At 31.5% G+C, this 22,533-nt stretch carries 23 protein-coding genes and 1 riboswitch; of the genes, 12 read left to right on the plus strand and 11 right to left on the minus strand.

The annotated features are described in order from the left end of the window. The first annotated feature begins 19 nt into the window (after positions 1-19). Both ACTTAQ_RS04065 and ACTTAQ_RS04070 read left to right on the plus strand, forming a co-directional pair. Positions 20-277, plus strand: a complete 258-nt coding sequence (locus tag ACTTAQ_RS04065) for an exodeoxyribonuclease VII small subunit (protein ID WP_009360478.1) — start codon at positions 20-22, stop codon at positions 275-277. 6 nt (positions 278-283) lie between these two features. Continuing rightward, positions 284-1,162 carry a polyprenyl synthetase family protein gene (locus ACTTAQ_RS04070; protein WP_440695773.1) on the plus strand — a complete coding sequence of 293 codons (879 nt, stop codon included), beginning with the start codon at positions 284-286 and terminating at the stop codon, positions 1,160-1,162. Here ACTTAQ_RS04070 and ispH read toward each other — a convergent pair. The 5 genes from ispH to crtI are packed head-to-tail and all read right to left on the minus strand — an operon-like array spanning position 1,159 to position 6,449. Further along, complete coding sequence (ispH, locus tag ACTTAQ_RS04075) at positions 1,159-2,103, minus strand: 4-hydroxy-3-methylbut-2-enyl diphosphate reductase (protein WP_440695775.1); 945 nt, start codon at positions 2,101-2,103, stop codon at positions 1,159-1,161. The genes ACTTAQ_RS04070 and ispH overlap by 4 nt on opposite strands. Continuing rightward, positions 2,103-3,017, minus strand: a complete 915-nt coding sequence (locus ACTTAQ_RS04080; RefSeq protein WP_440695777.1) for a Brp/Blh family beta-carotene 15,15'-dioxygenase — start codon at positions 3,015-3,017, stop codon at positions 2,103-2,105. The genes ispH and ACTTAQ_RS04080 overlap by 1 nt, the downstream gene beginning before the upstream one ends. Positions 3,018-3,021: 4 nt before the next feature. Next, positions 3,022-4,113 (minus strand): lycopene cyclase family protein, encoded by a 1,092-nt coding sequence (locus ACTTAQ_RS04085; protein WP_440695779.1) that lies wholly within the window; start codon positions 4,111-4,113, stop codon positions 3,022-3,024. Positions 4,114-4,115: 2 nt separating this feature from the next. Continuing rightward, positions 4,116-4,973 (minus strand): phytoene/squalene synthase family protein, encoded by an 858-nt coding sequence (locus tag ACTTAQ_RS04090; protein WP_440695782.1) that lies wholly within the window; start codon positions 4,971-4,973, stop codon positions 4,116-4,118. Positions 4,974-4,976: 3 nt separating this feature from the next. Further along, a complete protein-coding gene (gene crtI / locus ACTTAQ_RS04095) occupies positions 4,977-6,449 on the minus strand; it encodes a phytoene desaturase family protein (RefSeq protein ID WP_440695784.1) in 1,473 nt (490 codons plus the stop codon). 175 nt (positions 6,450-6,624) lie between these two features. On the opposite strand from crtI, the gene ACTTAQ_RS04100 reads away from it, so the two are divergent. From ACTTAQ_RS04100 to ACTTAQ_RS04125, 6 genes are all read left to right on the plus strand, one after another. Then, on the plus strand, positions 6,625-7,326 hold the full coding sequence (locus tag ACTTAQ_RS04100; protein WP_009360471.1) for a bacteriorhodopsin-like: 702 nt from the start codon (positions 6,625-6,627) through the stop codon (positions 7,324-7,326). A gap of 88 nt (positions 7,327-7,414) precedes the next feature. Continuing rightward, positions 7,415-9,325, plus strand: coding sequence for a 1-deoxy-D-xylulose-5-phosphate synthase (gene dxs, locus ACTTAQ_RS04105; RefSeq protein WP_440695786.1), 1,911 nt, complete (start codon positions 7,415-7,417; stop codon positions 9,323-9,325). A gap of 5 nt (positions 9,326-9,330) precedes the next feature. Beyond that, on the plus strand, positions 9,331-10,071 hold the full coding sequence (locus ACTTAQ_RS04110; protein ID WP_440695789.1) for a hypothetical protein: 741 nt from the start codon (positions 9,331-9,333) through the stop codon (positions 10,069-10,071). Between the two features lie 100 nt (positions 10,072-10,171). Next, positions 10,172-10,717, plus strand: a complete 546-nt coding sequence (locus tag ACTTAQ_RS04115; protein ID WP_009360468.1) for a hypothetical protein — start codon at positions 10,172-10,174, stop codon at positions 10,715-10,717. A 7-nt stretch (positions 10,718-10,724) separates the two neighbouring features. Then, positions 10,725-11,957 carry an MFS transporter gene (locus tag ACTTAQ_RS04120; RefSeq protein WP_440695791.1) on the plus strand — a complete coding sequence of 411 codons (1,233 nt, stop codon included), beginning with the start codon at positions 10,725-10,727 and terminating at the stop codon, positions 11,955-11,957. A gap of 151 nt (positions 11,958-12,108) precedes the next feature. Next, positions 12,109-13,800: a GMC family oxidoreductase gene (locus tag ACTTAQ_RS04125; RefSeq protein WP_440695793.1), complete on the plus strand. Its 1,692-nt coding sequence runs from the start codon at positions 12,109-12,111 to the stop codon at positions 13,798-13,800. Here ACTTAQ_RS04125 and ACTTAQ_RS04130 read toward each other — a convergent pair. From ACTTAQ_RS04130 to aroC, 3 genes are all read right to left on the minus strand, one after another. Further along, complete coding sequence (locus tag ACTTAQ_RS04130; protein WP_440695795.1) at positions 13,797-14,225, minus strand: hypothetical protein; 429 nt, start codon at positions 14,223-14,225, stop codon at positions 13,797-13,799. The two genes, ACTTAQ_RS04125 and ACTTAQ_RS04130, sit on opposite strands and share 4 nt — an antisense overlap. Before the next feature lie 80 nt (positions 14,226-14,305). Further along, positions 14,306-15,037: a rhomboid family intramembrane serine protease gene (locus ACTTAQ_RS04135; protein WP_440695797.1), complete on the minus strand. Its 732-nt coding sequence runs from the start codon at positions 15,035-15,037 to the stop codon at positions 14,306-14,308. Then, the gene (gene aroC / locus ACTTAQ_RS04140) at positions 15,038-16,123 is read right to left on the minus strand and encodes a chorismate synthase (RefSeq protein ID WP_440695800.1); all 1,086 of its coding nucleotides are present in this window, start codon (positions 16,121-16,123) and stop codon (positions 15,038-15,040) included. A 32-nt stretch (positions 16,124-16,155) separates the two neighbouring features. Between aroC and pdxH the strand changes: the two genes are divergently transcribed. Continuing rightward, the gene (gene pdxH, locus ACTTAQ_RS04145; protein WP_440679701.1) at positions 16,156-16,773 is read left to right on the plus strand and encodes a pyridoxamine 5'-phosphate oxidase; all 618 of its coding nucleotides are present in this window, start codon (positions 16,156-16,158) and stop codon (positions 16,771-16,773) included. On the opposite strand, the gene ACTTAQ_RS04150 is transcribed toward pdxH, so the two are convergent. From ACTTAQ_RS04150 to ACTTAQ_RS04160, 3 genes are read right to left on the minus strand one after another with little or no spacing between them, the layout of a single operon-like run. Then, positions 16,774-18,027 (minus strand): rhodanese-like domain-containing protein, encoded by a 1,254-nt coding sequence (locus tag ACTTAQ_RS04150; protein WP_440695802.1) that lies wholly within the window; start codon positions 18,025-18,027, stop codon positions 16,774-16,776. Next, positions 18,027-18,530 carry a lactoylglutathione lyase gene (gloA, locus tag ACTTAQ_RS04155; protein ID WP_440695804.1) on the minus strand — a complete coding sequence of 168 codons (504 nt, stop codon included), beginning with the start codon at positions 18,528-18,530 and terminating at the stop codon, positions 18,027-18,029. Before gloA ends, ACTTAQ_RS04150 begins: the two co-directional genes overlap by 1 nt. A gap of 8 nt (positions 18,531-18,538) precedes the next feature. Beyond that, on the minus strand, positions 18,539-19,315 hold the full coding sequence (locus ACTTAQ_RS04160) for an NAD(P)-binding domain-containing protein (RefSeq protein WP_440695806.1): 777 nt from the start codon (positions 19,313-19,315) through the stop codon (positions 18,539-18,541). A 25-nt stretch (positions 19,316-19,340) separates the two neighbouring features. Here ACTTAQ_RS04160 and ACTTAQ_RS04165 point away from each other — a divergent pair, with 25 nt between their 5' ends. The 3 genes from ACTTAQ_RS04165 to gcvT all read left to right on the plus strand — a co-directional run bounded on the left by ACTTAQ_RS04165 (position 19,341) and on the right by gcvT (position 22,526). Further along, complete coding sequence (locus tag ACTTAQ_RS04165; RefSeq protein ID WP_440695808.1) at positions 19,341-20,189, plus strand: DMT family transporter; 849 nt, start codon at positions 19,341-19,343, stop codon at positions 20,187-20,189. Between the two features lie 2 nt (positions 20,190-20,191). After that, positions 20,192-21,157 carry an NAD(P)/FAD-dependent oxidoreductase gene (locus tag ACTTAQ_RS04170; protein WP_440695810.1) on the plus strand — a complete coding sequence of 322 codons (966 nt, stop codon included), beginning with the start codon at positions 20,192-20,194 and terminating at the stop codon, positions 21,155-21,157. Between the two features lie 88 nt (positions 21,158-21,245). Next, positions 21,246-21,330, plus strand: a riboswitch (glycine riboswitch). An 86-nt stretch (positions 21,331-21,416) separates the two neighbouring features. Beyond that, the gene (gcvT, locus tag ACTTAQ_RS04175) at positions 21,417-22,526 is read left to right on the plus strand and encodes a glycine cleavage system aminomethyltransferase GcvT (protein WP_440695812.1); all 1,110 of its coding nucleotides are present in this window, start codon (positions 21,417-21,419) and stop codon (positions 22,524-22,526) included. Positions 22,527-22,533 lie beyond the last annotated feature (7 nt).

A 22,533-nucleotide genomic window follows, 5' to 3' on the forward strand; every position in this document is an offset into this window, starting at 1 on the left:
TCAAAGTTAAAATCTATAAATGAATAAAGCAAACAAATACGCTGATATTGAAAAAATGTCCTTTGAAAAGGCAATGGCTGAGCTGGAGACAATTGTTTCTGATTTAGAAAATGGATCAATTGAGTTAGAAGAATCTATTGAAAAATATCAACGTGGCATTCAGTTAAAAAAACATTGCGATCAAAAATTAAAAGAAGCAAATATGAAAATTGATCAAATTGAAATTGATAAAAATGGCAATGTTACAGAAAAACCATTTGTAAGAAAAAAAAAATAACAATTCATGTCTAATTTTCAGCAAGAGCTAAAGCTTACTGCAGATAAGGTTAATGCTTTTCTTAAAAGTTATTTCAAGAACCAATCTGCAGATAATAAATTATACGAAGCTATGGAATACGGATTATTCTCTGGAGGTAAGATGATTAGATCTTATCTTGTTCAGTCTGCGTGTAAAATTTTTGATATTGATGAAAAAAAATATATTCCAATTGCTGCAGCAGTAGAGTGTGTTCACAGTTACTCTTTAATTCATGATGATTTACCTTCGATGGACAATGATGATTTTAGAAGAGGAAAAGAAAGTACGCATAAAGCGTATGGTGAGTACACTGCAATTTTAGCTGGAAGCTCATTGTTAACCTTGGCATTTGAAATGATATCTGATCCAAAGTTTGAAATTGATCAAGATATTAAAATCAAAATCATTCATGCTTTATCTTCTTCATCTGGACACCTTGGAATTGCAGGAGGTCAATTTTTTGATTTAAGTTTAAAAAAAAGTGAAGTTGATAAAGATACTATTATCGATATGCAAAATAAAAAAACCGGAGCACTGATGGGTTTTTGTACAGAAGTTGCACCACTACTTTCTCATAAAAACGAATTAGCAAAAACATTCAGAGATCTTGGAATTAAAATAGGTTTATTATTTCAAATTGCAGATGATTTTTTAGATAAGTATGGAAAATCTGAAACTTTAGGTAAACCTACTCAACAAGATGAGAGTAAAGGAAAAAATACTTTAATTGTTCATTTAGGTGAGGAAAAAACTAAAGTACTTATTGCTGATTTAAAATCTGAAATTACAAATCAATTAAGTTCTTTTTCTCAAACTGATGAATTATTAAATTGTATTAATTTTATTATTGAGAGAAAAAATTAATTTTCTCTAAGTTCTCTTGGAAGTTTAAACTCAACGTTCTCTTTAACAATTTCTATATCTTGAACCTTAATATTTCTGATTTCTTTGATTTGATCTATTAGTCGATCAACTAAAACTTCAGGCGCAGATGCTCCAGATGAAACTCCAATACACTTTGATTTTTTTATTAGATCAATAGGTAATTTAAATTCTTGATGAACCAGGTAGCTTTCTTTACTTCCATTTTTTTTAGCCACTTCAACAAGTCTTTGTGAGTTAGAAGATTGCTGACTTCCTACAACAAAAAAGACATCGCATTTTCCTGCAATATTTTTAACCGCCGCTTGCCTATTTGTTGTTGCGTAACAAATATCACTTTTAATAGGCTCTTTAATATTTGGAAATTCTATTTTTAGAGCATCAATAATATCTTTCGTATCATCAATAGATAGTGTTGTTTGAGTAATATAAGCTATTTTTTCTTTGTTTAGTTTGATGTTTTTTATATTTTCAATATTCTCTATTAATGTAACTTCCCCTGCTGGCAATTGACCCATAGTCCCAATCACCTCAGGGTGATTTTTGTGACCAATAAGAATAATTTGGTAACCTTGTTTATTTAGTAATTCTGCCTCTCGGTGTACTTTTGAAACTAATGGACATGTTGCGTCAATAAACTGAATATTTTTAATTTCAGCATCTTCATAAACTTTTTTTGATACTCCATGGGCCGAGAAAATTACTGGTCTTGTTTTATCTTCAATTTCATCAAGCTCATCAACAAAGATGACCCCTTTATTTTGTAAATTTTGAACAACATGTTTATTGTGAACGATTTCATGTCTTACATAAACTGGTGCACCAAATTTTTGTAAACTTTTTTCTACAATTTCAACGGCACGGTCAACTCCAGCACAAAAACCTCTTGGAGCACAAAGCAATATATCTAAATCTTCATTCATTATTTTTTATCTAAAATTTCTAATAATATATGAGGAAGTGTAAGTGAAGCCAAACCAATAAAAATCGTTTTAATGATATTTTCATCGATTTTTTCACTTAATAAAAAGGCAAATAATACTGCAGCAAGTGCTGTAATAGATGTTAAGGGGACCGCTTTAATAGAAAATAGCTTTAATCCATTTTTTATATCCTGTTTATCTAGTTCTTTTGCAAGTCCAATAATGTGTTTAGAAGAATGAAGAAAACAAAAGTAAAGTGAAAAGGCTAGGATGAGAGGTAAATAGATAAATGATAAAATGATTAACAAAACTTCAAGTAAGGTTAATGCAAGGTGATTAATACTATCTTTAAATAAATAAATTAAACCACCAACCAAACATATTAAATTAATTGAGAATAAAGTAGATTTTAAAGGAATGAGTGCATCATAATAATTTTGTGGAACCATTAAATATTCAAAAAATAATGATGTGTTTTCAAAACTATAATGAAAGGACAATGTAATAATCAAAAAACCTTTTAAAAAACTTACTATATTAAAGATAACGCCATTGTCCTCTTTGAAAAAACTAAGATCCTCTTCTCCAAAATGATAACCAGCAGTTATTAAAAACAATAATAAGGTCACTGGCGGAAAGCTAATCCAGCTAATAATTACGATTAAACCTAGAATAATATATCCTGGAAAAAATAAGATGGACCATGCTTTATTAAATTTTGGCTCCAAAATTCTTTTGCCACGAATATGATCCAGTGCACCATGCGATACTCCAAGCACGAGAATTAAAAAGAAACAAAAAAATAGTAGGGTTAAATCATCTTGAATGAAGTTATTGGTAAATAATATGTATGAAAGGGATCCAAATATAGAGAATATAATAAGTAATATATTTTGAATTTTGTTTAATGGCATATGACTAATTAAATAAATTTTTTAAAAATAATAGTTTTGGCATCTTAGATACAATTTTCATATCATCTAACCAGATTCCTTCACTAGATAAAAATCTAATTACGCTTTCCTGATTATTTTGATCAAAAAGTTTAAAAAATATATCAGGCATTTGGTCTGTATGGTTCTTTAATACTTTAACAAACAATTGATCTAAAAATTCATATTTAGCTGAAATTGGTCTTTTGAAACTTAATTGATCTAAAGCATTGGCAATGATTTTAGAATGTGCTTGTATGTATGGGAATGCATACCCTGTACTCATACGATTTATGTTTCCTCTAATACCGATATCAACATAACCCGTTTCATTTTTTGAGGATCTTCTGAACATTGGAATTGCACCAATTTCTTCATGAATAATATTAAATTGATTGATGCCAAGATCATTTTTAATGTACTGATGAAGTTCATCAACATACTTTTCTTTATTTAATTCATTTAATTTTGATAGCCAGGTTGTCTCAATTAAAGCTCGATTACTTTTAAATGGTAGAATGTAAAAAAAATGAACACCCTGCTCTTTTTGTTTAAAGTCCATTAAAGTTAATTTATTTTCATCAAAAGCATTTTGATTTGTTTCAATAGTAAGGCCATAAAAATGTTGATAAAGATTTCCCATTTTAATTTCTGGTACACGGCTATCAAAAACTAATTTACTTTCTATAACTTCGTTACTATTTTTAAATTGAAAAATTTCTGAAGTTTTTTGAATGTCTTGAATTCGAAATCCTAATTTGAGATTAAATTTTTCATTTAAATTATTTTTAATTTTTTCATAAAATTTTAAACTATTAATTGTTTGATAGGGATATTTGGTTTGATTAAATATTTTTATTTGCTCTTTATTTTTCACTTCAAAATTAGACCATTGTTTTTCTAAACAATCTTCAAAGTCGTGATCATTTGTTTTCCAAAAAGACCATGTACGATCATTTTGAAATTTAGATTTAGAATCTAGAATAATAATTTTTTTATTCTGATTAGTTTTAGAAATTTGATAGGCAAGAGATAATCCCGCACATCCTGCTCCAATAATTGCAATATCATAAATCATATTTAGAAATAATTTGAATGAAGCTGATGGGTTAAATGTACAGGTTCTTTTGATTTATATTTTGTAAATACATTTGCCATTAAGATTAAAATTTTTTCAAAAGTATTTAAGTAAATTCGTTGTTTCAAAAAAAGCGTTTTTTTTTTAATAATTTTTTTACCAATAGAGTTATAGAGCACACCTGCAATTAAAATACTAAACTTATTTTTTTTAGGTATATAATAAATACCTTCAAATCCACTTTGATAATATGTTTCAGCAATCTCTAGTAATTGTTTTGTTATATTAAAAATTAATCCATCATTTGATCCATTAGTAATGTCATTTGGCTTAAAATTATTTGGCAGCATATCTTCTGGAATATAAATCCTCCCATTCTGCGCATCTTCTTTAATATCTCTCGATATGTTTGTAATTTGCATTCCAATTCCAAGATCTACAGCAAATTTCCAAGCGTTATGATCATTTGTACCAAGTATCTTTGCCATCAAACCTCCAACAGTACCAGCAACTTGATAACTGTATTTTATCAGTTCACTTAAATTTTTAGGTTGCTTGAAATTGATGTCTGATGAGACACCTATAATTAAATCATCAATAAATTTTTGATCTAATTGATATGTCTTTTGTAATTTTTTAAATTCCTTATTAATTAGGTCTTCTGAAGCTTCTTTTTTATAATCTGTAATTAAATCATTAAGCTTAGTTTGTTGATCTTCCTCATCAGCCGCATCATCAAGTTGTCTGCAAAAAGCATATAAAATTGCTGCATCATTAAGCGTTTTTTTATCAAGCAGTAACCCTGCAAAATAAAAAGACTTTGCATGTTTTTTTAAAATATCTTGAGCAGTACTATTCATTATTTAAATATCAAGGTGATCTAAAACTTTAGCAGAAGATAATACTCCTGGAATACCTGCTCCTGGATGAGCACCTGCTCCTACAAAATATAGATTATCTAATATCTCAGATTTGTTATGAAACCTAAAGTATGCTGATTGCGTAAATACGGGTTCAATTGAAAAACCAGATCCGTATTTGGTATTTAATTCTTTTTCAAAATAATCTGGAGTAACAAAAATTTCTGCTTCAACATATTTGGATAGCCCTGGCATACAAGTTTGTTCTAGTTTTCTTATCACTTTATCTTTAAAAGCTTTGCCTTCTTGTTCCCAGTTTATTTTAGATTGATTATTGGGAACCGGTACTAAGACATAAAAACAATCTTTACCAGCTGGCGCCATGCTTTGATCGGTGGCTGAAGGGCGGTGTAGGTAATAACTAAAATCATCATCAAGCGTTTTGGTATAAAAGATTTTGTCTAATAATTGTTTGTGGGATTTTCCAAGGTAAATTGTGTGGTGTTCAATATTTTCATATTTCTTTTTTGTTCCAAAATAATAAACATATAATCCCATTGAATATTTCAAACGATCAGTCTTTAAATTAAATAATTTGTTATTAATTTTTGGATATATTAATTCATCATAAACTTTAGGTGGATCAGCATTGCAGACAATACTATCAATTTCTAAAACATCATTATTCTTTAAGACTATATTTTTAACTTTTCTATTTTCATGATTTATTTTTACAATTTCTTGTCCTTTGATAATTTTTACACCCACTTCATTCATTAATTTCTCAAATGCACTTATAATATTTCCAGTACCACCCATGGAATAATGAACTCCCCATTTTCTCTCTAGAAACAAGATCAATGCATAAATTGAAGTCGTACTGTAAGGGTTGCCACCAACAAGCAATGGATGAATAGTAAATGCTTTTCTGAGTTTTTCATTTTTAATAAACGAAGAAATGAAAGTAAAAACTGAATTATAACTTTTTAGTTTAAGTAATGCTGGAATTTGTTTGAGCATAAACCACACTTTATGAAAAGGTTTGTCTGCTAATTTTAAAAATCCAATATTAAATATTTTTTCAGACTCAATTAATAACTTTTCAAATCCTTTTTTGTCATTCGGATCAATTTTTTCTATATCTTGTAACAGTTGGTTTAAATCTTCACCGTAATTTAATTTAGATAGGTCATCAAATATGAATTGATACCAAATTTTAAGAGGAACGATGTTCACATAGTCTTGATATTTTTTATCAAACAGTTGGAAAAGTTCATAAATTAATTGTGGTGCAGTGATAACAGTGGGTCCAGCATCAAAAGTGTAGCCATCTTTTTTAAAAACTCTTGCACGTCCACCAAGATCATTTTGTTTTTCAATTAAACTAACTTCATGACCCTTTGCTTTCAGTCTTAATGCTGCAGCAATGCCACCAAAGCCAGATCCTATGACTGCAATTTTTTTAACTTCACTCATTTTGAACTATCTAAAAAGTATATTAAAAGTTGCATTTTTTCAGGAAAAAAGCGTCTTTTTGTGGAAATTAATGTTTTTTTTGGGTTTTAATGAACGCAAATATAAGTATAAATTGCCGCAGTTAAGAGCGAATCCGAATGGTTTCGCTTTTTTTGTTTAAACAAAAAGGAGAAATATGAAAAACGTAATACTACAGTCAAATGACTTCACTGGAGTTACTTTCTGGTTGATTTCTATGACTATGTTAGCGGCTACTGTTTTCTTTTTCATCGAAAGAAATTCAGTAAAAGCATCTTGGAGAACTTCAGTTACGTTATCTGGTCTAGTTACTGGTATTGCATTCGTGCATTACATGTACATGAGAGACGTTTGGGTAACAACTGGTACTTCACCAACTGTATTTAGATATATCGACTGGTTACTAACTGTGCCGTTATTGATGATTGAGTTCTACTTCATCTTATCAGCAGTTAAAAAAGTTTCTGGTGGTATTTTCTGGAGACTATTAATCGGTACTATCATCATGCTAGTAGGTGGTTACTTAGGAGAAGCTGGTTACATCGGCATCAACTTAGGTTTCATCATCGGTATGGCTGGATGGATCTACATCCTATATGAAGTATTTGCAGGTGAAGCAGGTCAAGAAGCGAAAAAATTAAAAGGCGCTGCTGCGAGCTGTTTCGAATTCTGTAAGTGGATCGTTACTATCGGTTGGGCGGTATATCCATTAGGTTACCTATTTGGTTATATGACTGGTTCAGCGGACGAAGTTTCGTTAAACATCATTTACAACCTAGCAGACTTTATTAACAAGTTGATCTTTGGTTTAGTGATCTGGCATACAGCTAAGTCACTTACTCCTGCATCAGCGAAGTAATAAGGCTTAGAGCTTAAATTAAGGCCCGCTTCGGCGGGCCTTTTTTTTTATTTATTCCAATAATTTTCTAATCAGTTAAAATAAACACATGTCAAAAACTCCATTGCTGGATAAAATTAATTATCCTCATGACCTTCGCTCTTTTGATAAAAAAGATCTCACAACACTAGCAAAAGAATTGAGAGAAGAGATGATTGATGCTGTTTCTGTTACAGGAGGTCATCTTGGAGCAGGACTTGGTGTTGTTGAACTGACTTTAGCCATTCATTATGTATTTGATACTCCAAAAGATAGATTGATCTGGGATGTTGGGCATCAAGCATATCCTCATAAAATCATTACAGGAAGACGTGATCGTATACGAACTTTAAGACAAGGAGGTGGTCTATCAGGTTTTACCAAAAGATCTGAGAGTGAATATGATCCTTTTGGAACAGCACATAGTTCAACTTCTATATCTGCAGGACTTGGAATGTCTGTGGCTAGAGATTTAGATGGTAAAACAAATAATATTATTTCAGTTATTGGCGACGGGGCCATGAGCGCGGGTATGGCTTATGAGGCGATGAATAACGCTGGGTCCATGGATTCAAGGTTGATCGTGATTTTAAATGATAATGATATGTCGATTGCACCTCCAGTTGGAGCGATGAGTTCATACCTGGCAAAATTATTATCTGGTAATAAATATATTGGTTTTAGAGAGTTCTTTAAAAAACTATCAAACAAGTTTCCAAAATCTTTAAAGAAAAGCATTGGTCAAGCTGAGGAATATCTTAGAGGACTTGCGGTTGGGGGGACTTTGTTTGAAGAAATGGGTTTCTTTTATGTGGGTACTATTGATGGTCATAACTTTGATCATCTGCTTCCTGTCCTAGAAAACGTTAAAAATTCTAAACATGAAGGACCCTTTTTAATACATGCTATTACAGAAAAGGGAAAAGGTTATAAGCCAGCAGAAGACTCAAAAGATAGGTATCACGGAGTAACCAAGTTTAACGTTGAGACAGGTGAACAATCTAAATCAAAATCAAACATTCCATCATACACTTCAGTCTTTGGAGAAACTTTAACAAAGCATGCTGAAAAGGATAGCAAGATTGTAACTGTAACAGCGGCAATGCCATCTGGAACTGGCGTAAACATTTTTCAAAACAAATTTCCAAAAAGATCTTTTGATGTAGGGATTGCTGAGCAACACGCGGTGACTTTTGCTGCAGGACTTGCAACAGAAGGATATAAACCTTATGCAGCAATTTATTCTACATTTTTGCAACGTGCTTACGATCAAGTGGTTCATGATGTGGCTATTCAAAAATTACCAGTTCGATTTGCAATTGACCGTGCAGGATTAGTTGGAGCAGATGGTCCAACACATGCAGGGGCATTTGATATTACATACCTATCTACACTACCAAACTTTATTGTGATGGCGGCAAGCGATGAAGCAGAGCTTGTAAGAATGATTAATACCTCAGTTGATATTAATGATGCACCGTGTGCGTTTAGATATCCAAGAGGAAATGGTGTTGGACTAGAACTACCCGATATTAATGAGACCATTGAAATTGGGAAAGGGAGAATAATCCAAGAAGGATCTACTGTTTGCATTTTAAATTTTGGAACAAGGTTAGAGGAATGTAAAACAGCTGCCAAACAACTTGATTCAAAAGGGATTACAACTACCATTGTTGATGCAAGATTTGCAAAACCGCTTGATCAAGATTTAATTTTAAGATGTGCAAGAGAACATGAAATGATAATCACCATTGAAGAAGGATCTATCGGTGGATTTGGTTCTCATGTGTCACATTTATTATCTGAAAAAGGTTTTTTTGATAAAGGTTTAAAATTTAGATCAATGACTTTACCTGATATATTTATTGATCAAGACACACCTGAAAAAATGTATGACATAGCAGGTCTTAATGCTAAACAGATTGCAGAAAAAATTGAGAACATTTTTTTTAATAAAGATGGAATAAAGATTATAAAATAATCAAAATGAAAAAAATTATTACCTTTTTTTTTGCATTTTTAATTTTCAAAACTGATTTGTTAGCAGATATCACTAAATTAAAAGTTGATGGAAGAGTTAGGTATTTCACAACTCTCGTTGATGATCTTGGAACACGTTATGATGATACAAGACCAGGGCCTGCTTTAGATTTACATTTTACTTATCCTTTAACAGATAACCTATCGATTAAGAGTTTTAATTATATTATTAATTATAATGATACGACTTCTGGTGATGAAACAATGAATACTGAGTTTAACCAAAGATTAGGATTATTATATAAGAGAAAGGGTACTATATTCTATCCGTATGGAAAAATACTTTGGCATGATGAAAATCCGGCAAAACAAGTCGACAATTCTCATTTAGGTATTGTTGTCCAACAATATTTTTCAAAAGATGTATTTATAAGCGCTGATTATAGAGAAGAGTTATCAAATGGTGCAGTTTTAGCTGGGGTAAGACATTCTCAAAGAGTATTTGATTTAAGATATAATAAAAAAAATCTCACAAGCATTGCTGATTATCCTGTTCATTTAAAACTTGGATATGCTGAGGGTGTGAATTTACGTGGAGTGAAATCAATTAGATTTGATATGGATGTAACAAAGCGTTTAGAGCTTTCTGTTAAATATGTAGATAATATGGGAAAAGGTCCAATTTCCTCAACTTTAGACTCTCAAAACCAAGACTTCTTAGTTGGTAGTATCGGTTACAAATTCTAAAAATAATTTAACCCATTTTGGGTTTTAGTTTCCCATTTTGAGTAGTAAAATCTCATTTTAAGTTTAAGTGTTTCAAAGCTTTTAGAGAGAGGGAGACTTTATGAGTTCTGCGATTAATAAATTAACTGGTGAACAGTTGATGAAAGATCAAGTTGAGCAACCCAATAGTGACTTGTCAATTGCATCTTATGCTTTCCTGGTTTTTTTGACAGATTATTATCGCAGAGTCAAAGTAGATTATAAATTAGATTTTGATTCATTTATGGTCATTGCTGTAGTCATGCAGCACGCAATTTATGAGTCTAATAAAATTAGAGAAGAACCTATTGCAAGATTAGATAAGTTAAAGTCAGATGTTGAGCAAACTCGTTCAGAAGGTTTTTTTAAAACACGAGGTCGTAAATTAGGAATCAATAGTATCTCAAATGTTTTAGAAATGCCTGAGGAAACTACAAGAAGAAAAATTGAAAACTTAGTTAAGAGAAAGATATTAGCAAAATCTAAAATTGATGGGATTATATTAGGTCCTGACTTTTTAAAAAATCATTCTCCATTCGCAGACAAAACACTTAAATCTTATAAAGCTATGATTAGACAAATGAATAAAAACGGTTTAGTCGAAGAATTTCTAAAAGAAAATAAATAATTTCTTTATGAAAAAGTATGTTTATGGGTTATTTGATGTAGCCAACTCGCCCTTTCAAGTATTAATTATCAGTCTAATTTTTTCACCTTACTTTGCTAACCAAATTGTTGGCGATCCACAGATTGGTTCTGCCTATTGGCAATGGACTGTTGGACTATGTGCAATTGTTGTTTCTATTGTTGGAATTAAATTAGGATCATTTAGTGATCAAATTAAAGGTGGAAGAAGAAATTTTTTTTATATTTCAACTCTACTTTGTATTTTTTCAACTTTTTTTTTATGGAGCTGCGCTCCTGGTACCGAGAATATTTTTAAATGCTTAGCTATTTTTTTTATTGCTAATTTTTTCTATGAGTTATGCCACATGTTTTATAACTCATACTTATTTGATTTTTCTGAAAAAAAAAATCGAGGTTTTGTATCAGGATTAGGTTTTTCCCTAGGATTTATTGCAATCATTCCATTATTACTTTTATTAATAAATTTATTTATTTTACCAGAGCAAACTTTTTTAAATTTAGATAAATCTCAGTTTGAACATGTTAGAGTTGTGCCAGTTGCAGTTGCTATTTGGTTTCTGATTTTTTCTATTCCAATATTCGCCTTCATTCAGTTTACAGAGCCTAGGCCTGTCACAAAAAAAGAAGATGTTCAGCCTTTATTAAGTTTAGTTTATCGTGAAAAAAAAATAACTAATCTTGGAAACTTTTTGATTGCAAGATTATTCTACGCTGATGCAATTATTGCGATACAAATTTCTTTTTCAATATTTGTTGTAAAAGTTTTAGGTTTAACTGTTAAAGAAATTTTTCAACTCGTCATCATCACATCCGTCGTCCAAGCTTTAGGAGCATTTATTGGTGGATATTTGAATGATAAAATTGGAAGTAAATTATTAATACAATATTCTTTATATATTGTTTTATTAACTATTATTGGGCTTGTTTCTTATCAGGAAAGAACAGTTTTTATTATTACATTTCAAATTGGAGCTTGTTTCTTTGGTATACTCCAAAGTGCAAGTCGTGTCTTTATGACAAGTTTTGTAAGCCAAAGTAATCTTGGCCAGGGTTTTGGGTTATTCACTTTGGCATCTAGATCAACAGCAATACTTGGTCCAATTATGGTTGGAACGATTACTTATTTTACCAGTTTAGACTTTGGTTTCTTATCGATTACGGTTTTAGTGTTAGCTGGGATCATTATGTTAAGAAGAGTTGACGTTCCTAAGAGTTATTAACAACACCTTCTGAGGTTGTATTTTTGAATCAAATTGGAATCAAAATAGAATCAAAACGAGAACATTTGATTAAATAACAAAGCAAAATGTGAGTAAGTTACTGCCTCAATACGCCTGTAGAATATAAATTTAAAATATTTAAAAAACTGCCGTGGAACAAAAAAACCTGGAATTTGACACTATTATTGTAGGGGCTGGTAGTGCGGGTTGTTTATTAGCTAACCGTTTATCAGCAGATCCAAATCACAGAGTGCTTCTTGTAGAAGCTGGAGGCCAGGATGATTGGATATGGATCAAAATTCCAGTTGGATATTTATATACCATTGCAAATCCAAGGACTGATTGGTGCTTTAAAACAGAGCCAGATCCTGGCTTAAATGGAAGATCTATTCATTATGCAAGGGGACGGGTTTTAGGTGGATGCTCTTCTATTAACGCTATGATTTATATGAGAGGTCAAAAGAGTGATTATGATTTATGGAACCAAGCAACAAATGATCCAACTTGGAATTGGGGGAGTGCTTTAGAGACTTATAAATCGATAGAAAATTATTTTGGTGGTGAAAATGAATGGCATGGAACCAAGGGTGAGATTAGAGTTGAATACCCAAGAGTAAGCTGGCCAATACTAGATGCATGGAGAGATGCTGCTGATGAAAATGGTATTCCAAAAATTGAAGAGTTTAATCGAGGGGACAATGAAGGATGTGCCTATTTTCACATGAACCAAAAAAAAGGAGTCCGTTGGTCCATGTCAGACTCTTTTTTAAAACCTATTCAAAATAGAAAAAACTTAACCATCATGACCAAGACTCAAGTTTTAAAAGTTTTAACAAGACAGAAAACTGATGAGACCAAACAAAATCAAAAATATAATGAAAGAGGATGGGCTAATTCTAAAATTGAAACTTATGGTTTAGAAATTTTAAATCAAAAACAAAAATTAAATGTAATTGCTAAAGAACAGGTCATTTTATCATGTGGTGCAGTAAGTACTCCACATCTTTTACAAGTATCAGGAATAGGATCAAAAGAATTAATAAATAAAATTAATGTTGAGCATGTTCATGAGTTACCTGGTGTTGGAGAAAACTTACAAGACCATCTACAAATTAGAACAGTTTACAAAGTATCAAACTGTAAAACAGTAAACACAATGTATAAAAATATATTTTCAAGAATGATGATGGGATTAGAATATTTATTTTTTAGAACTGGACCATTAACGATGCCACCATCAACATTAGGAGCTTTTACTAAAAGTGATGAAAGCCAACAAAGTGCAAATCTTGAATGGCATGTGCAACCTTTGTCACTTCCAAAGTTTGGAGAAAATTTGCATTCTTTTAATGCAATTACACCTAGTGTTTGTAATTTAAGACCAACATCACGAGGTTACATTCATGCAAAAAGTTCTAATCCATTTGAGTACCCAAAAATCATGTGTAACTATTTATCAACCAAAGAAGATCTAGATGTTGCAGTAAGTGGATTAAAAAAAACAAGATCAATTATGAAAAGCAATGCTTTAAAACCTTTTGCTCCTGAAGAAATGTTACCTGGCCCAAATTTAAATTCTGAAACAGAGCTTCAAAATGCAGCTCGTGATCTTGGAACGACTATTTTTCATCCTGTAGGAACATGCGCGATGGGTGAGGTTGATGTTAATGGAAATGCAAAAGATCCAATGACTGTATTAGACTCTGAGTGCAGACTAAGAGGAATTTCAAAATTAAGAGTGATTGATGCATCTGTTATGCCATCAATTACATCGGGAAATACCAATGCACCAGTGATGTTAATTGCAGAGACGATTGCTAAAAAGATTTTAAGAAAAAATTAACTACTTGATAGTCTTTCACTCATTCCAAGTGATGCTTCTGGAGATATAATCCTAGCTTTTATTCTAAGTTTTGATTGTTTAATATTTACTTCGTTTTGAAGATTTCTAATTTCCTTTAAAACATTTTCTAATTGTTTTTGTTTATCATTTTCACTTTCAATTTTTAAAATCTCTTCTTTTTTTGATTGAAGCTCTTGTTGTTTTTTAAAGCCATCATCGTAAACTTTGTAATATTCTTCCCAAATAATTTTAGTCTCACTTCTTTTATTATGGATTAAAATAGCTAGGTTATTTTGACATTTTTCGCACTTTAACTTTTTCTTAATGGTAAAATCTTGAAGCGTTATAAAGTCATTTTCAAATGTTATTCCATTTACTGTAGTAAAATGTAGTTTTGAGCAGCAAGGACATTTAAAAAATTTCATAGAATTCCATTAAACCCAAAACACATTTTCAACACAATATTATCCACACCCAATTTAGGGTTTTTATTTGTCAGATTGGGTTAGGCTTGATCCCAAGGATTTTTGATTTTTTTTGAAACTTTTTTTGCTCGAGCAGGTTTTCGTCTCACTCCTCGATTGAAGAACAGGATTGCGATAGCTCCAAAGATAAAACCACCAATGTGAGCACCGTAAGCAACACCACCACCTGTACTACTTGTCGCAGCTGAACTGATGAACTGAAGAACAAACCAAAAACCTAGAACAAAAATTGCTGGGATCTTTATGATCTGAGAGAAGAACCCAAGAGGGATTAAAACGAGCACTTTGGCTTTGGGATGATTAACAATGTATGCCCCAAGTATTCCTCCAATTGCACCGCTTGCCCCAACCATAGGAATAGTAGACTCTGTATTCATATAACCTTGTGTTAAAGCTGCAGCTACACCTGATAAGAGGTAAAAAATAATAAACTTGGTTTTCCCAAGTTCATCTTCAATATTATCTGCAAAGATCCACATATAAAGCATGTTGCCAATAAGATGCATGAACCCTCCATGCATAAACATTGAGGTAAACAATGTCGCCATAGGTGTAACTCGGTAAACTTCACTTGGAACTTCAAAGTTATGAAAAAAGGATGCAGGGATAAATCCCCAGGAATAAAATATTGCTCCACTATCATAATTAGGAGATGAAAGTTCTAATAAAAAAATAACAACACACACTCCAATTAAAAAGTAAGTAATGATTGGTGTTGAGGATGTTGGATTATCGTCTTTGAGTGGGATCACTTATTTTCCACATTGTGCTTTGTGCATCAGATAATGATCTAACAAAATACATGCTAGCATCGCTTCACCAATTGGAACAGCTCGAATTCCAACACAAGGATCATGTCTTCCTCTTACAGAAATTTTTGTATTCTTTCCTTTTTTATTTACAGTCTCTCTTGTGTTTAAAATAGAAGAGGTAGGTTTTACAGCAAATGAACATATAATTTCTTGTCCAGAAGAAATCCCACCTAAAATTCCACCAGCTTTATTAGATTTAAATTTTACTTGTTTGCCAGATGCTCGCATTTCATCTGAGTTTAATTCACCTGATAACGATGCCACTTCACTCCCCGCACCTATGTTTACAGATTTTACTGCATTAATACTCATTAAACCTGCCGCAATATCTGCATCAAGTTTTGAATAAATAGGAGCGCCAAGACCAACAGGAATACCTCTTGCTCTAAGTTCAATCATTGCACCACATGAACTCCCAGATTTTCTAATATCCATGAGATAATGTTCATAAATAGAAACAACATCTTTATCTGCAGCAAAGAATGGGTTCTTACTAATTTGTTTATCATCCCAATTCTCTGGGTTTGAAAAAACCGGACCCACTTGCGTGACCGCTCCAACAATATTAAATTTTTTTCCAAGTTTTTGTTCTAAAACTTTTCTCGCAATAGCACCCGCTGCGACACGCGCAGCAGTTTCTCTGGCAGATGATCTTCCTCCACCTCGATAATCTCGAATTCCATATTTTTTAAAATAAGTAAAGTCAGCATGACCTGGTCTGAATTTATCTTTGATATCACCATAGTCTTTTGATTTTTGATCTTCATTATAAATCACAAGTGAAATAGGAGTTCCTGTAGTTTTACCTTCAAAAATACCAGATAAAATATGTACGGTATCACTCTCTTTTCTTTGCGTTACAAATTTAGATTGCCCAGGTTTTCTTCGATTAAGTTCTTTTTGAATATCACTATCTTTTAAAGGGATGTTTGGAGGACATCCATCAACAACACAACCAAGCGCAGGACCATGAGATTCACCCCATGTCGTAAATCTAAATAATTTCCCAAAAGTATTGAATGACATAAGGGTATTATATAGGTTAATTTGGCTTAATTATGAATGAAAAATTAGGACTAGATCCAGCTTTTTTAAATGAAGAAAATCCATTTGATCTATTCAAAGCATGGATGGAAGAAGCAAAAAAATCTGAACCTAATGATCCCAATGCAGTGAACGTTGCAACTGTAGACAGTGCAGGTCAACCCGATAACAGAGTAGTATTGTTAAAAGGTTTAACGGATACCAGTTTTATTTTTTACACAAATTTAGAGAGTAAAAAGAGTAAGGATTTAAAAGGAAACCCAAAGGCTTCGATGTGTTTCCATTGGAAATCATTACTCAGACAAATTCGCATTCAAGGATCAGTTGAGCTTGTTGATAGCAAAACAGCTGATGAATATTATAATTCAAGACCATATGGCAGTCGTATTGGAGCGTGGGCATCATCTCAATCTGAAGTGATGAAACACCGTGATGAGTTTGAAAATAAAATTAAAGAATTTAAAGAAAAATACCCTGATGAAAATAATGTCCCAAGACCAGCGCACTGGTCAGGCTGGGCACTAACGCCTTATAAAATAGAATTTTGGAAAGATGTAAAAAACAGATTACATCAGAGATTATGCTATAGTCGTATAGGGCAGGCGTGGTCTAAAGAAATTTTATATCCTTGATTAAAAGTTTTTATAAACTTTATAAATCGTATGCTTAATATCTCTTAGATTTTTTTGATTTGCAGATACCCAAGGTTGCTTACAACCCCACTTTCTTATTGTTGGGATAAGAGAATGTTCCCAATTTAAATAACCTCTTGAATGCGATTTGTTTCCAAGATGTCTTTTTGGAAAGAAATAAGTTGGATCAGGTTTTGTTATTGAATAACTTTTTTTAAATGATCTTGGGTTTTTAATTTGCCAAATCGCATTATATCCCATTCGTCTTAACCAAATCGTGGCAAAGACAGCAGAGGTTGGGATATTAGAGAATATAAATATTTTAGTTTTGGTAGATGCAATAAACTTGTCTGTATTCTGAACCAGGGTTGTTGCATTTACCCGTTTCCATCCTTTTATTTTTTTAAAATTTTTAATTTCAGAATTTAATTGAAAGTAGTGACAGCTATGATTTTTATTTTTTTGTGATGATTTTGGAATATTAAATTTTCTTGCGATTTGGTTTGCAAGATTTAAATCTGATTTAAAGTTTAGTTTTGTAGATTTGATTTTTGATTTATTTTTAAAATCTCTGTCATATCCATTTAAAACCCAGTTTTGTGTACCTCCATTGAGTACATATTTTTTATTTTTAAAGTTAAAATCCTTTAATGTTTGGTAAGCAACAATACTTCGTGTTCTTCCTGCGCAGTGAACGATATAATCCTTTTTTAAATTAGTTTGGTTATTAATAAAACAAGGAAGCTCACCTCCTGAACATTGTACTGAGTTTGGGAGTGTAAATTTTTCAAATTCTTTTTTTGGTCGTGCATCGATTTGTAAGTAATTGTGAGGTTTTTGATGAATTTTTCTGAGTTGTTTTGGGAATAGATTTTTAACTTCTGAAGTAATTTCAATCCACTCACCAAATGCTTTTGAAAATGTATATTCCCCAGCCCAAATGGGTAACTTTTCTTTTTTCCATTTTTTATAATCACCTTTGATTTGAAAAACATTTTTATAATTTAAAGATTTGGTTATTCTTCCAACTTTTTTAGTCTGAACTGAATTTTTAAAACCTATAAATAATATAGCGGAAGATTGATCGGGTACTAAATCTTTAATTGTGGTTTTAAATTTAGATAAAGGGCAATTGATAGTTCCAAATGCAAATCCTTGTACGTATTGCTTTCTTTCTCTGATATCTAAAAAAGCAATATTTTGCTTTGGATTTTTTAATAGTTTAATAGCGTTTTTAACTTCAATAATTTGCATTAAACAATTTCAATCCAGTATCCATCTGGATCTTTGATAAATGCAATATTGCTCATACGTCCATCTTCAGGCTTTTTTTGAAATGTAACTCCAAGTTTTTCAAAACGTTCACATGCTTTTTGCACATTAGGAACACGAAAAGCTATATGGCCAAAACCCCTAGGATCTTTATTTCCATCATGGTAAGCAAAATCTTTATCATCTTCTGTACCGTAGTTATGAGTGAGTTCTAAAATTGATTTTTGACTAAGCACCCATGCTCTTCTTTCATCATCGGTTTCAGGAATATCTTTCACTTCCTTTTCATCAAAGCTACCTAGGAAATACAAAGAAAACTTTGCTGCTGGAAAATCAATTTTCCTTAACAATTTCATTCCCATAATTCTTGTATAAAAATCAACTGACTTTACAGGGTCTTTTACCCTGATCATGGTGTGGTTCAATCTGTAATTTTGAGTTTCTTGGTCCGGAGTTTTACAATTTCCTTCAACTTCACTAAACATACGCCCTCCTATTTATCGTTAGCTTTTTTTAGTCTTAAATAAATTTTGTTAAAATTATTTTCCATTTTTTTAAAAAACTTATCTTTTTCTAATCTTTTTAAAAGCTCTTCATTAATCCCACCTGTTGTTTGAAGTGCTTTAACCGATTTATCTAAATCAAAGTTTTGATTGTTCATTTCAAACAACATGCCGGTTAAAAATGTATTAAGATACTTATCTGCATCTTGTTTTTGAACTTTGTTTTTTTGTAAATATTTTTTTAGTGTTTTTATAATAGATACATAGGTTGCCATAAAAGATGACATCACCCAAAGGTGATTATTTTGATTTTCATTTTTAGCAACCACAACAGTTCCAATAAGTTCAAACAAACTTTTTACAATTTTTTGATTTGGGTAAATAATAGTTGGGCTAAGCCCATCCTCTGCCATAGGTAGAGGTGCAGCTTTTACAATTTTTGTAACAGGTTTACATAATTTTTTTAAAGTTTTTAAATTTAATGTTGAGACAAAGCTCACAACGATTTGACCCTTTTTAAATTTAAGTTTTGTTAGCTCTTTACTTGCCACTTTTGGTAATAGGCTGACAAAAACAATTGAGGATTGATCAATGATTTCTTGGTTTTTATTAAAAACTCTAATCTTTTTTGATTTACGTCTTAATTTTGATGAGTTTTTTTTAGAGCGTAGAGAAATATTAATTTGCCCAAGCCCTGCTTTTGACTTAAGTAAGCCCTCAATGACTGCCGTTGTAATAGTTCCTGTTCCAATAAAACCAAGTTTCATAAAGTTAGTATTAAACTAATCAAACATGTTATCCAATTATAAAATTCCAGGTTTTTTGTTGGTATCCCTTGGAGGATTATTCTTAAGTTCTGGTGGAGCTTTATTTAAACTCTTTGAAAACCAAGACGTATGGACAATTTATTTTTGGAGATCTTTTTTCTTTGCGCCTGCAGTTTTAATTTACTTATTTTTTTCATCAAAAAACAATGTGATTAATAAATTTAAAAACGTTGGTATCATTGGTATTTTTTGTGCAGCATTATATGCAACGGGTAGCGGTGCTTATATGTTTGCCATGAAGCATACTACGGTTGCTAATGTTTTATTTATTATCAGCACTCAAACTTTTATGTTGGCAGTTGCTGGATACTTCATTCTCAAAGAAAAAATTAATTTAACTACTGGTATTGCAATCTTAATGGCCTCAATTGGAATCTACATCATGATTGGAACCAAAATTTCAAACGGTACAATGCTTGGTAATGCTTTTGCTTTTGTAACTCCAATTTGTTTTACAAGTATTGTTATGATCATTAGAAAATTTCAGCATACAGATATGGTTCCTGCAGTCGCTCTATCAGGAGTTTTTTGTATGGTTGTTGGGGCAATGATGAGCAACAATTTAATGATGACATCTCATGATTTCTTTTTAGCTTTTTTATTTGGATCTTTACAATATGCACCAGGATTTATTTGTCTAACCCTGGGTTCAAGAACAACAGAGTCTGCAAAAGTTGGTATATTTGCTTTCTCCGAAGCTATTGCTGGACCCTTGTGGGCATGGATATTTGTTAATGAAAATCCATCTATTGGAGTTTTTATTGGTGGTACAATTATTTTCTTAGCACTATTGTTAAAATCATTTAAAAAATAATTATGAATAATATTGCAATATTAGGAGCCGGATTTTCTACCTCTACACTCTGTTATTATTTAAATGAAAAAGATATTAAAGTTTTTGAAAAAGCTAGAGGACCAGGAGGCAGATCTTCTACAAGGAAAGTAGATGATATTGGAGTATTTGATCATGGTCTTCAATATATTTCTCCTAAAGATAAAAACTTTTCAGAATTTTTAAAATTAAATAAAAGTGTCAAGCAATGGGATGGAGATTTTGTTGAGATTGACGGGAAAGTCTCTGTTTTACCTCCATCTGAAAAGCTGATTGGTATCACTGGGAATAATGATTTTGTAAAATCAAATATCAATTTAGATCAATGTCATTTCAAAACTAGAATTGAAAAAATTGAGTATCAAAATGATCATTGGAAACTGATTGACGATAGTTCAAACGAGCACCTTGCAAAAAAAATTATTTTAACTCTTCCTCAAGAACAAACGAATATTTTAATAAAAGATTTAGATTTAAAATTTGAGATAAAAGAAAATTTTATGAAGCCATGTTTTACTGTCATGTTAGCTTTAAAGGAGTCTCCGATTTTTAAACATTCGGGCTATGTAATTAAAAATAATAAAATTATATCTTGGTGTGCAAATGAAAGTTCTAAATTTAGAGATTTAAATAACAAGAAACTTACATTGTTAACTCTTCAAACCACTGAAGAGTATGGTTTTGCGAACTTTAAAAGATACAGAGAAAACAAAGAGCATATCTTAAATGAAATTTTGAGTGAATTTTTAGATATTTTTAAAATTGATGATTCTGAGGTGATTCATAAAAATGTTCATGGTTGGCTATATGCTTTTTCTGAAAATCAATCTTCTGAAGTTTTTTGGGATGATAAAAAATACATTGGTATTACTGGTGATTGGTTTACAGGTGGAAGAGCTGAAAATGCTTGGATTAATGCGAAATTATTATCTGAAAAAATAAATAATTAAATCTGGGAAACAAACCCATTTATCAAAACGAACCTAAATTACCCTCACAACTATTGCGTTATTGTATAAGGATATATAAAAGATACTGTAACTTTATACGGGAGAGTCTGTTAAGTCAGCACCGAAGGAGCAAAGCCCAGGAAACTCTCAGGTAAATGGACCGTATATAAAATAAACTCTGGAAAGCGGATTGAAGTCCCACCGAAGGAGCAAATCTCTCAGGTAAATCGACAGACGGGCATATGAACAGAGTTTATTAATGAGTCAAAACGCAGAAAAAATTACAGATTTAAAAACAGCGCTTTACGATTTTCACGTATCCGTTGGTGGAAAGATGGTTCCATTTGCGGGATACCAAATGCCAGTACAATATCCTGAAGGCATTATGAAAGAGCACTTGCATGTAAGAGCTAATGCTGGAATTTTTGATGTTTCTCATATGGGTCAATTCTCAATCTATGGAACTGAAGAAGAATATCTACCTTTAGAAAAAATAGTTCCTATTGATTTAAAATCATTAAATAACAACCAATCTAAGTACACTGTTTTGATGAATAAAGATGGTGGTATTGATGATGATTTGATTGTCACGAAAATTGAAGGTGGACTAAATATAGTTCTTAATGCGGCTTGCAAACATCACGATATTAAAAGAATTCACGAAGTAATCGATCCTTCAAAAACTAAATTACATGAAGACTTATCTTTAATTGCAATACAAGGTCCTAAAGCTGTTGAAATTTTAGATAATATCATTCCTGGAGTTTCAGCTCTAACTTTTATGAACGGATCAAAGTTTAAATTAAATAATGAAGATATTTATGTCACGCGTTCGGGATATACTGGAGAAGATGGTTTTGAGGTATCAATTAAAAATTCTTTAGCTGAAAAATTTTGCAAAACTTTATTAGAAGATCATAATGTTAAGCTTATTGGGCTAGGAGCAAGAGACTCTTTAAGATTAGAAGCTGGTTTGTGTTTATATGGCCATGATCTAGATACCAAAACTACACCTGTAGAAGCAAGTTTAACTTGGGCATTATCTAAGAAAAATAAAGAAGAAGGAAATTTTTTAGGTGCTTCAATTGTAAAAGATCAAATCAAGAATGGTGCTTTAAAAAAGAGAGTAGGGATCAAACCTGAAAAAACAATTGCAAGAGAAGGTTCAAAAGTTTTTAAAGATGATAAAGAAATAGGAATTGTAACAAGTGGTGGATTTGGACCAAGTGTAAATGGGCCTGTTGCAATGGGTTATGTATTGAAAGAATTTTCTAATGAAGGAGAAGATTTAGAATTAGAAGTGAGGGGAAAAAGGCATGCAGCAAAAATTTTTAAGATGCCTTTTTATAAAAAAAATTACGTAAAATAGAAAGGAA

Origin of the sequence: Candidatus Pelagibacter sp. HIMB109, assembly GCF_052048155.1 — a bacterium.
Lineage (GTDB): Bacteria > Pseudomonadota > Alphaproteobacteria > Pelagibacterales > Pelagibacteraceae > HIMB114.

Coding starts and splice junctions, on each gene's coding strand:
- ACTTAQ_RS04160 (WP_440695806.1), bottom strand. CDS start 19,315: ATGAAACTTGGTTTTATTGGAACAGGAACTATTACAACGGCAGTCATT.
- ACTTAQ_RS04130 (WP_440695795.1), bottom strand. CDS start 14,225: ATGAAATTTTTTAAATGTCCTTGCTGCTCAAAACTACATTTTACTACA.
- ACTTAQ_RS04165 (WP_440695808.1), top strand. CDS start 19,341: ATGTTATCCAATTATAAAATTCCAGGTTTTTTGTTGGTATCCCTTGGA.
- ACTTAQ_RS04100 (WP_009360471.1), top strand. CDS start 6,625: ATGAAAAACGTAATACTACAGTCAAATGACTTCACTGGAGTTACTTTC.
- ACTTAQ_RS04070 (WP_440695773.1), top strand. CDS start 284: ATGTCTAATTTTCAGCAAGAGCTAAAGCTTACTGCAGATAAGGTTAAT.
- pdxH (WP_440679701.1), top strand. CDS start 16,156: ATGAATGAAAAATTAGGACTAGATCCAGCTTTTTTAAATGAAGAAAAT.
- ACTTAQ_RS04065 (WP_009360478.1), top strand. CDS start 20: ATGAATAAAGCAAACAAATACGCTGATATTGAAAAAATGTCCTTTGAA.
- gcvT (WP_440695812.1), top strand. CDS start 21,417: ATGAGTCAAAACGCAGAAAAAATTACAGATTTAAAAACAGCGCTTTAC.
- ACTTAQ_RS04150 (WP_440695802.1), bottom strand. CDS start 18,027: ATGCAAATTATTGAAGTTAAAAACGCTATTAAACTATTAAAAAATCCA.
- ACTTAQ_RS04170 (WP_440695810.1), top strand. CDS start 20,192: ATGAATAATATTGCAATATTAGGAGCCGGATTTTCTACCTCTACACTC.
- ACTTAQ_RS04090 (WP_440695782.1), bottom strand. CDS start 4,973: ATGAATAGTACTGCTCAAGATATTTTAAAAAAACATGCAAAGTCTTTT.
- ACTTAQ_RS04080 (WP_440695777.1), bottom strand. CDS start 3,017: ATGCCATTAAACAAAATTCAAAATATATTACTTATTATATTCTCTATA.
- crtI (WP_440695784.1), bottom strand. CDS start 6,449: ATGAGTGAAGTTAAAAAAATTGCAGTCATAGGATCTGGCTTTGGTGGC.
- ispH (WP_440695775.1), bottom strand. CDS start 2,103: ATGAATGAAGATTTAGATATATTGCTTTGTGCTCCAAGAGGTTTTTGT.
- gloA (WP_440695804.1), bottom strand. CDS start 18,530: ATGTTTAGTGAAGTTGAAGGAAATTGTAAAACTCCGGACCAAGAAACT.
- ACTTAQ_RS04085 (WP_440695779.1), bottom strand. CDS start 4,113: ATGATTTATGATATTGCAATTATTGGAGCAGGATGTGCGGGATTATCT.
- ACTTAQ_RS04110 (WP_440695789.1), top strand. CDS start 9,331: ATGAAAAAAATTATTACCTTTTTTTTTGCATTTTTAATTTTCAAAACT.
- aroC (WP_440695800.1), bottom strand. CDS start 16,123: ATGTCATTCAATACTTTTGGGAAATTATTTAGATTTACGACATGGGGT.
- ACTTAQ_RS04115 (WP_009360468.1), top strand. CDS start 10,172: ATGAGTTCTGCGATTAATAAATTAACTGGTGAACAGTTGATGAAAGAT.
- ACTTAQ_RS04120 (WP_440695791.1), top strand. CDS start 10,725: ATGAAAAAGTATGTTTATGGGTTATTTGATGTAGCCAACTCGCCCTTT.
- dxs (WP_440695786.1), top strand. CDS start 7,415: ATGTCAAAAACTCCATTGCTGGATAAAATTAATTATCCTCATGACCTT.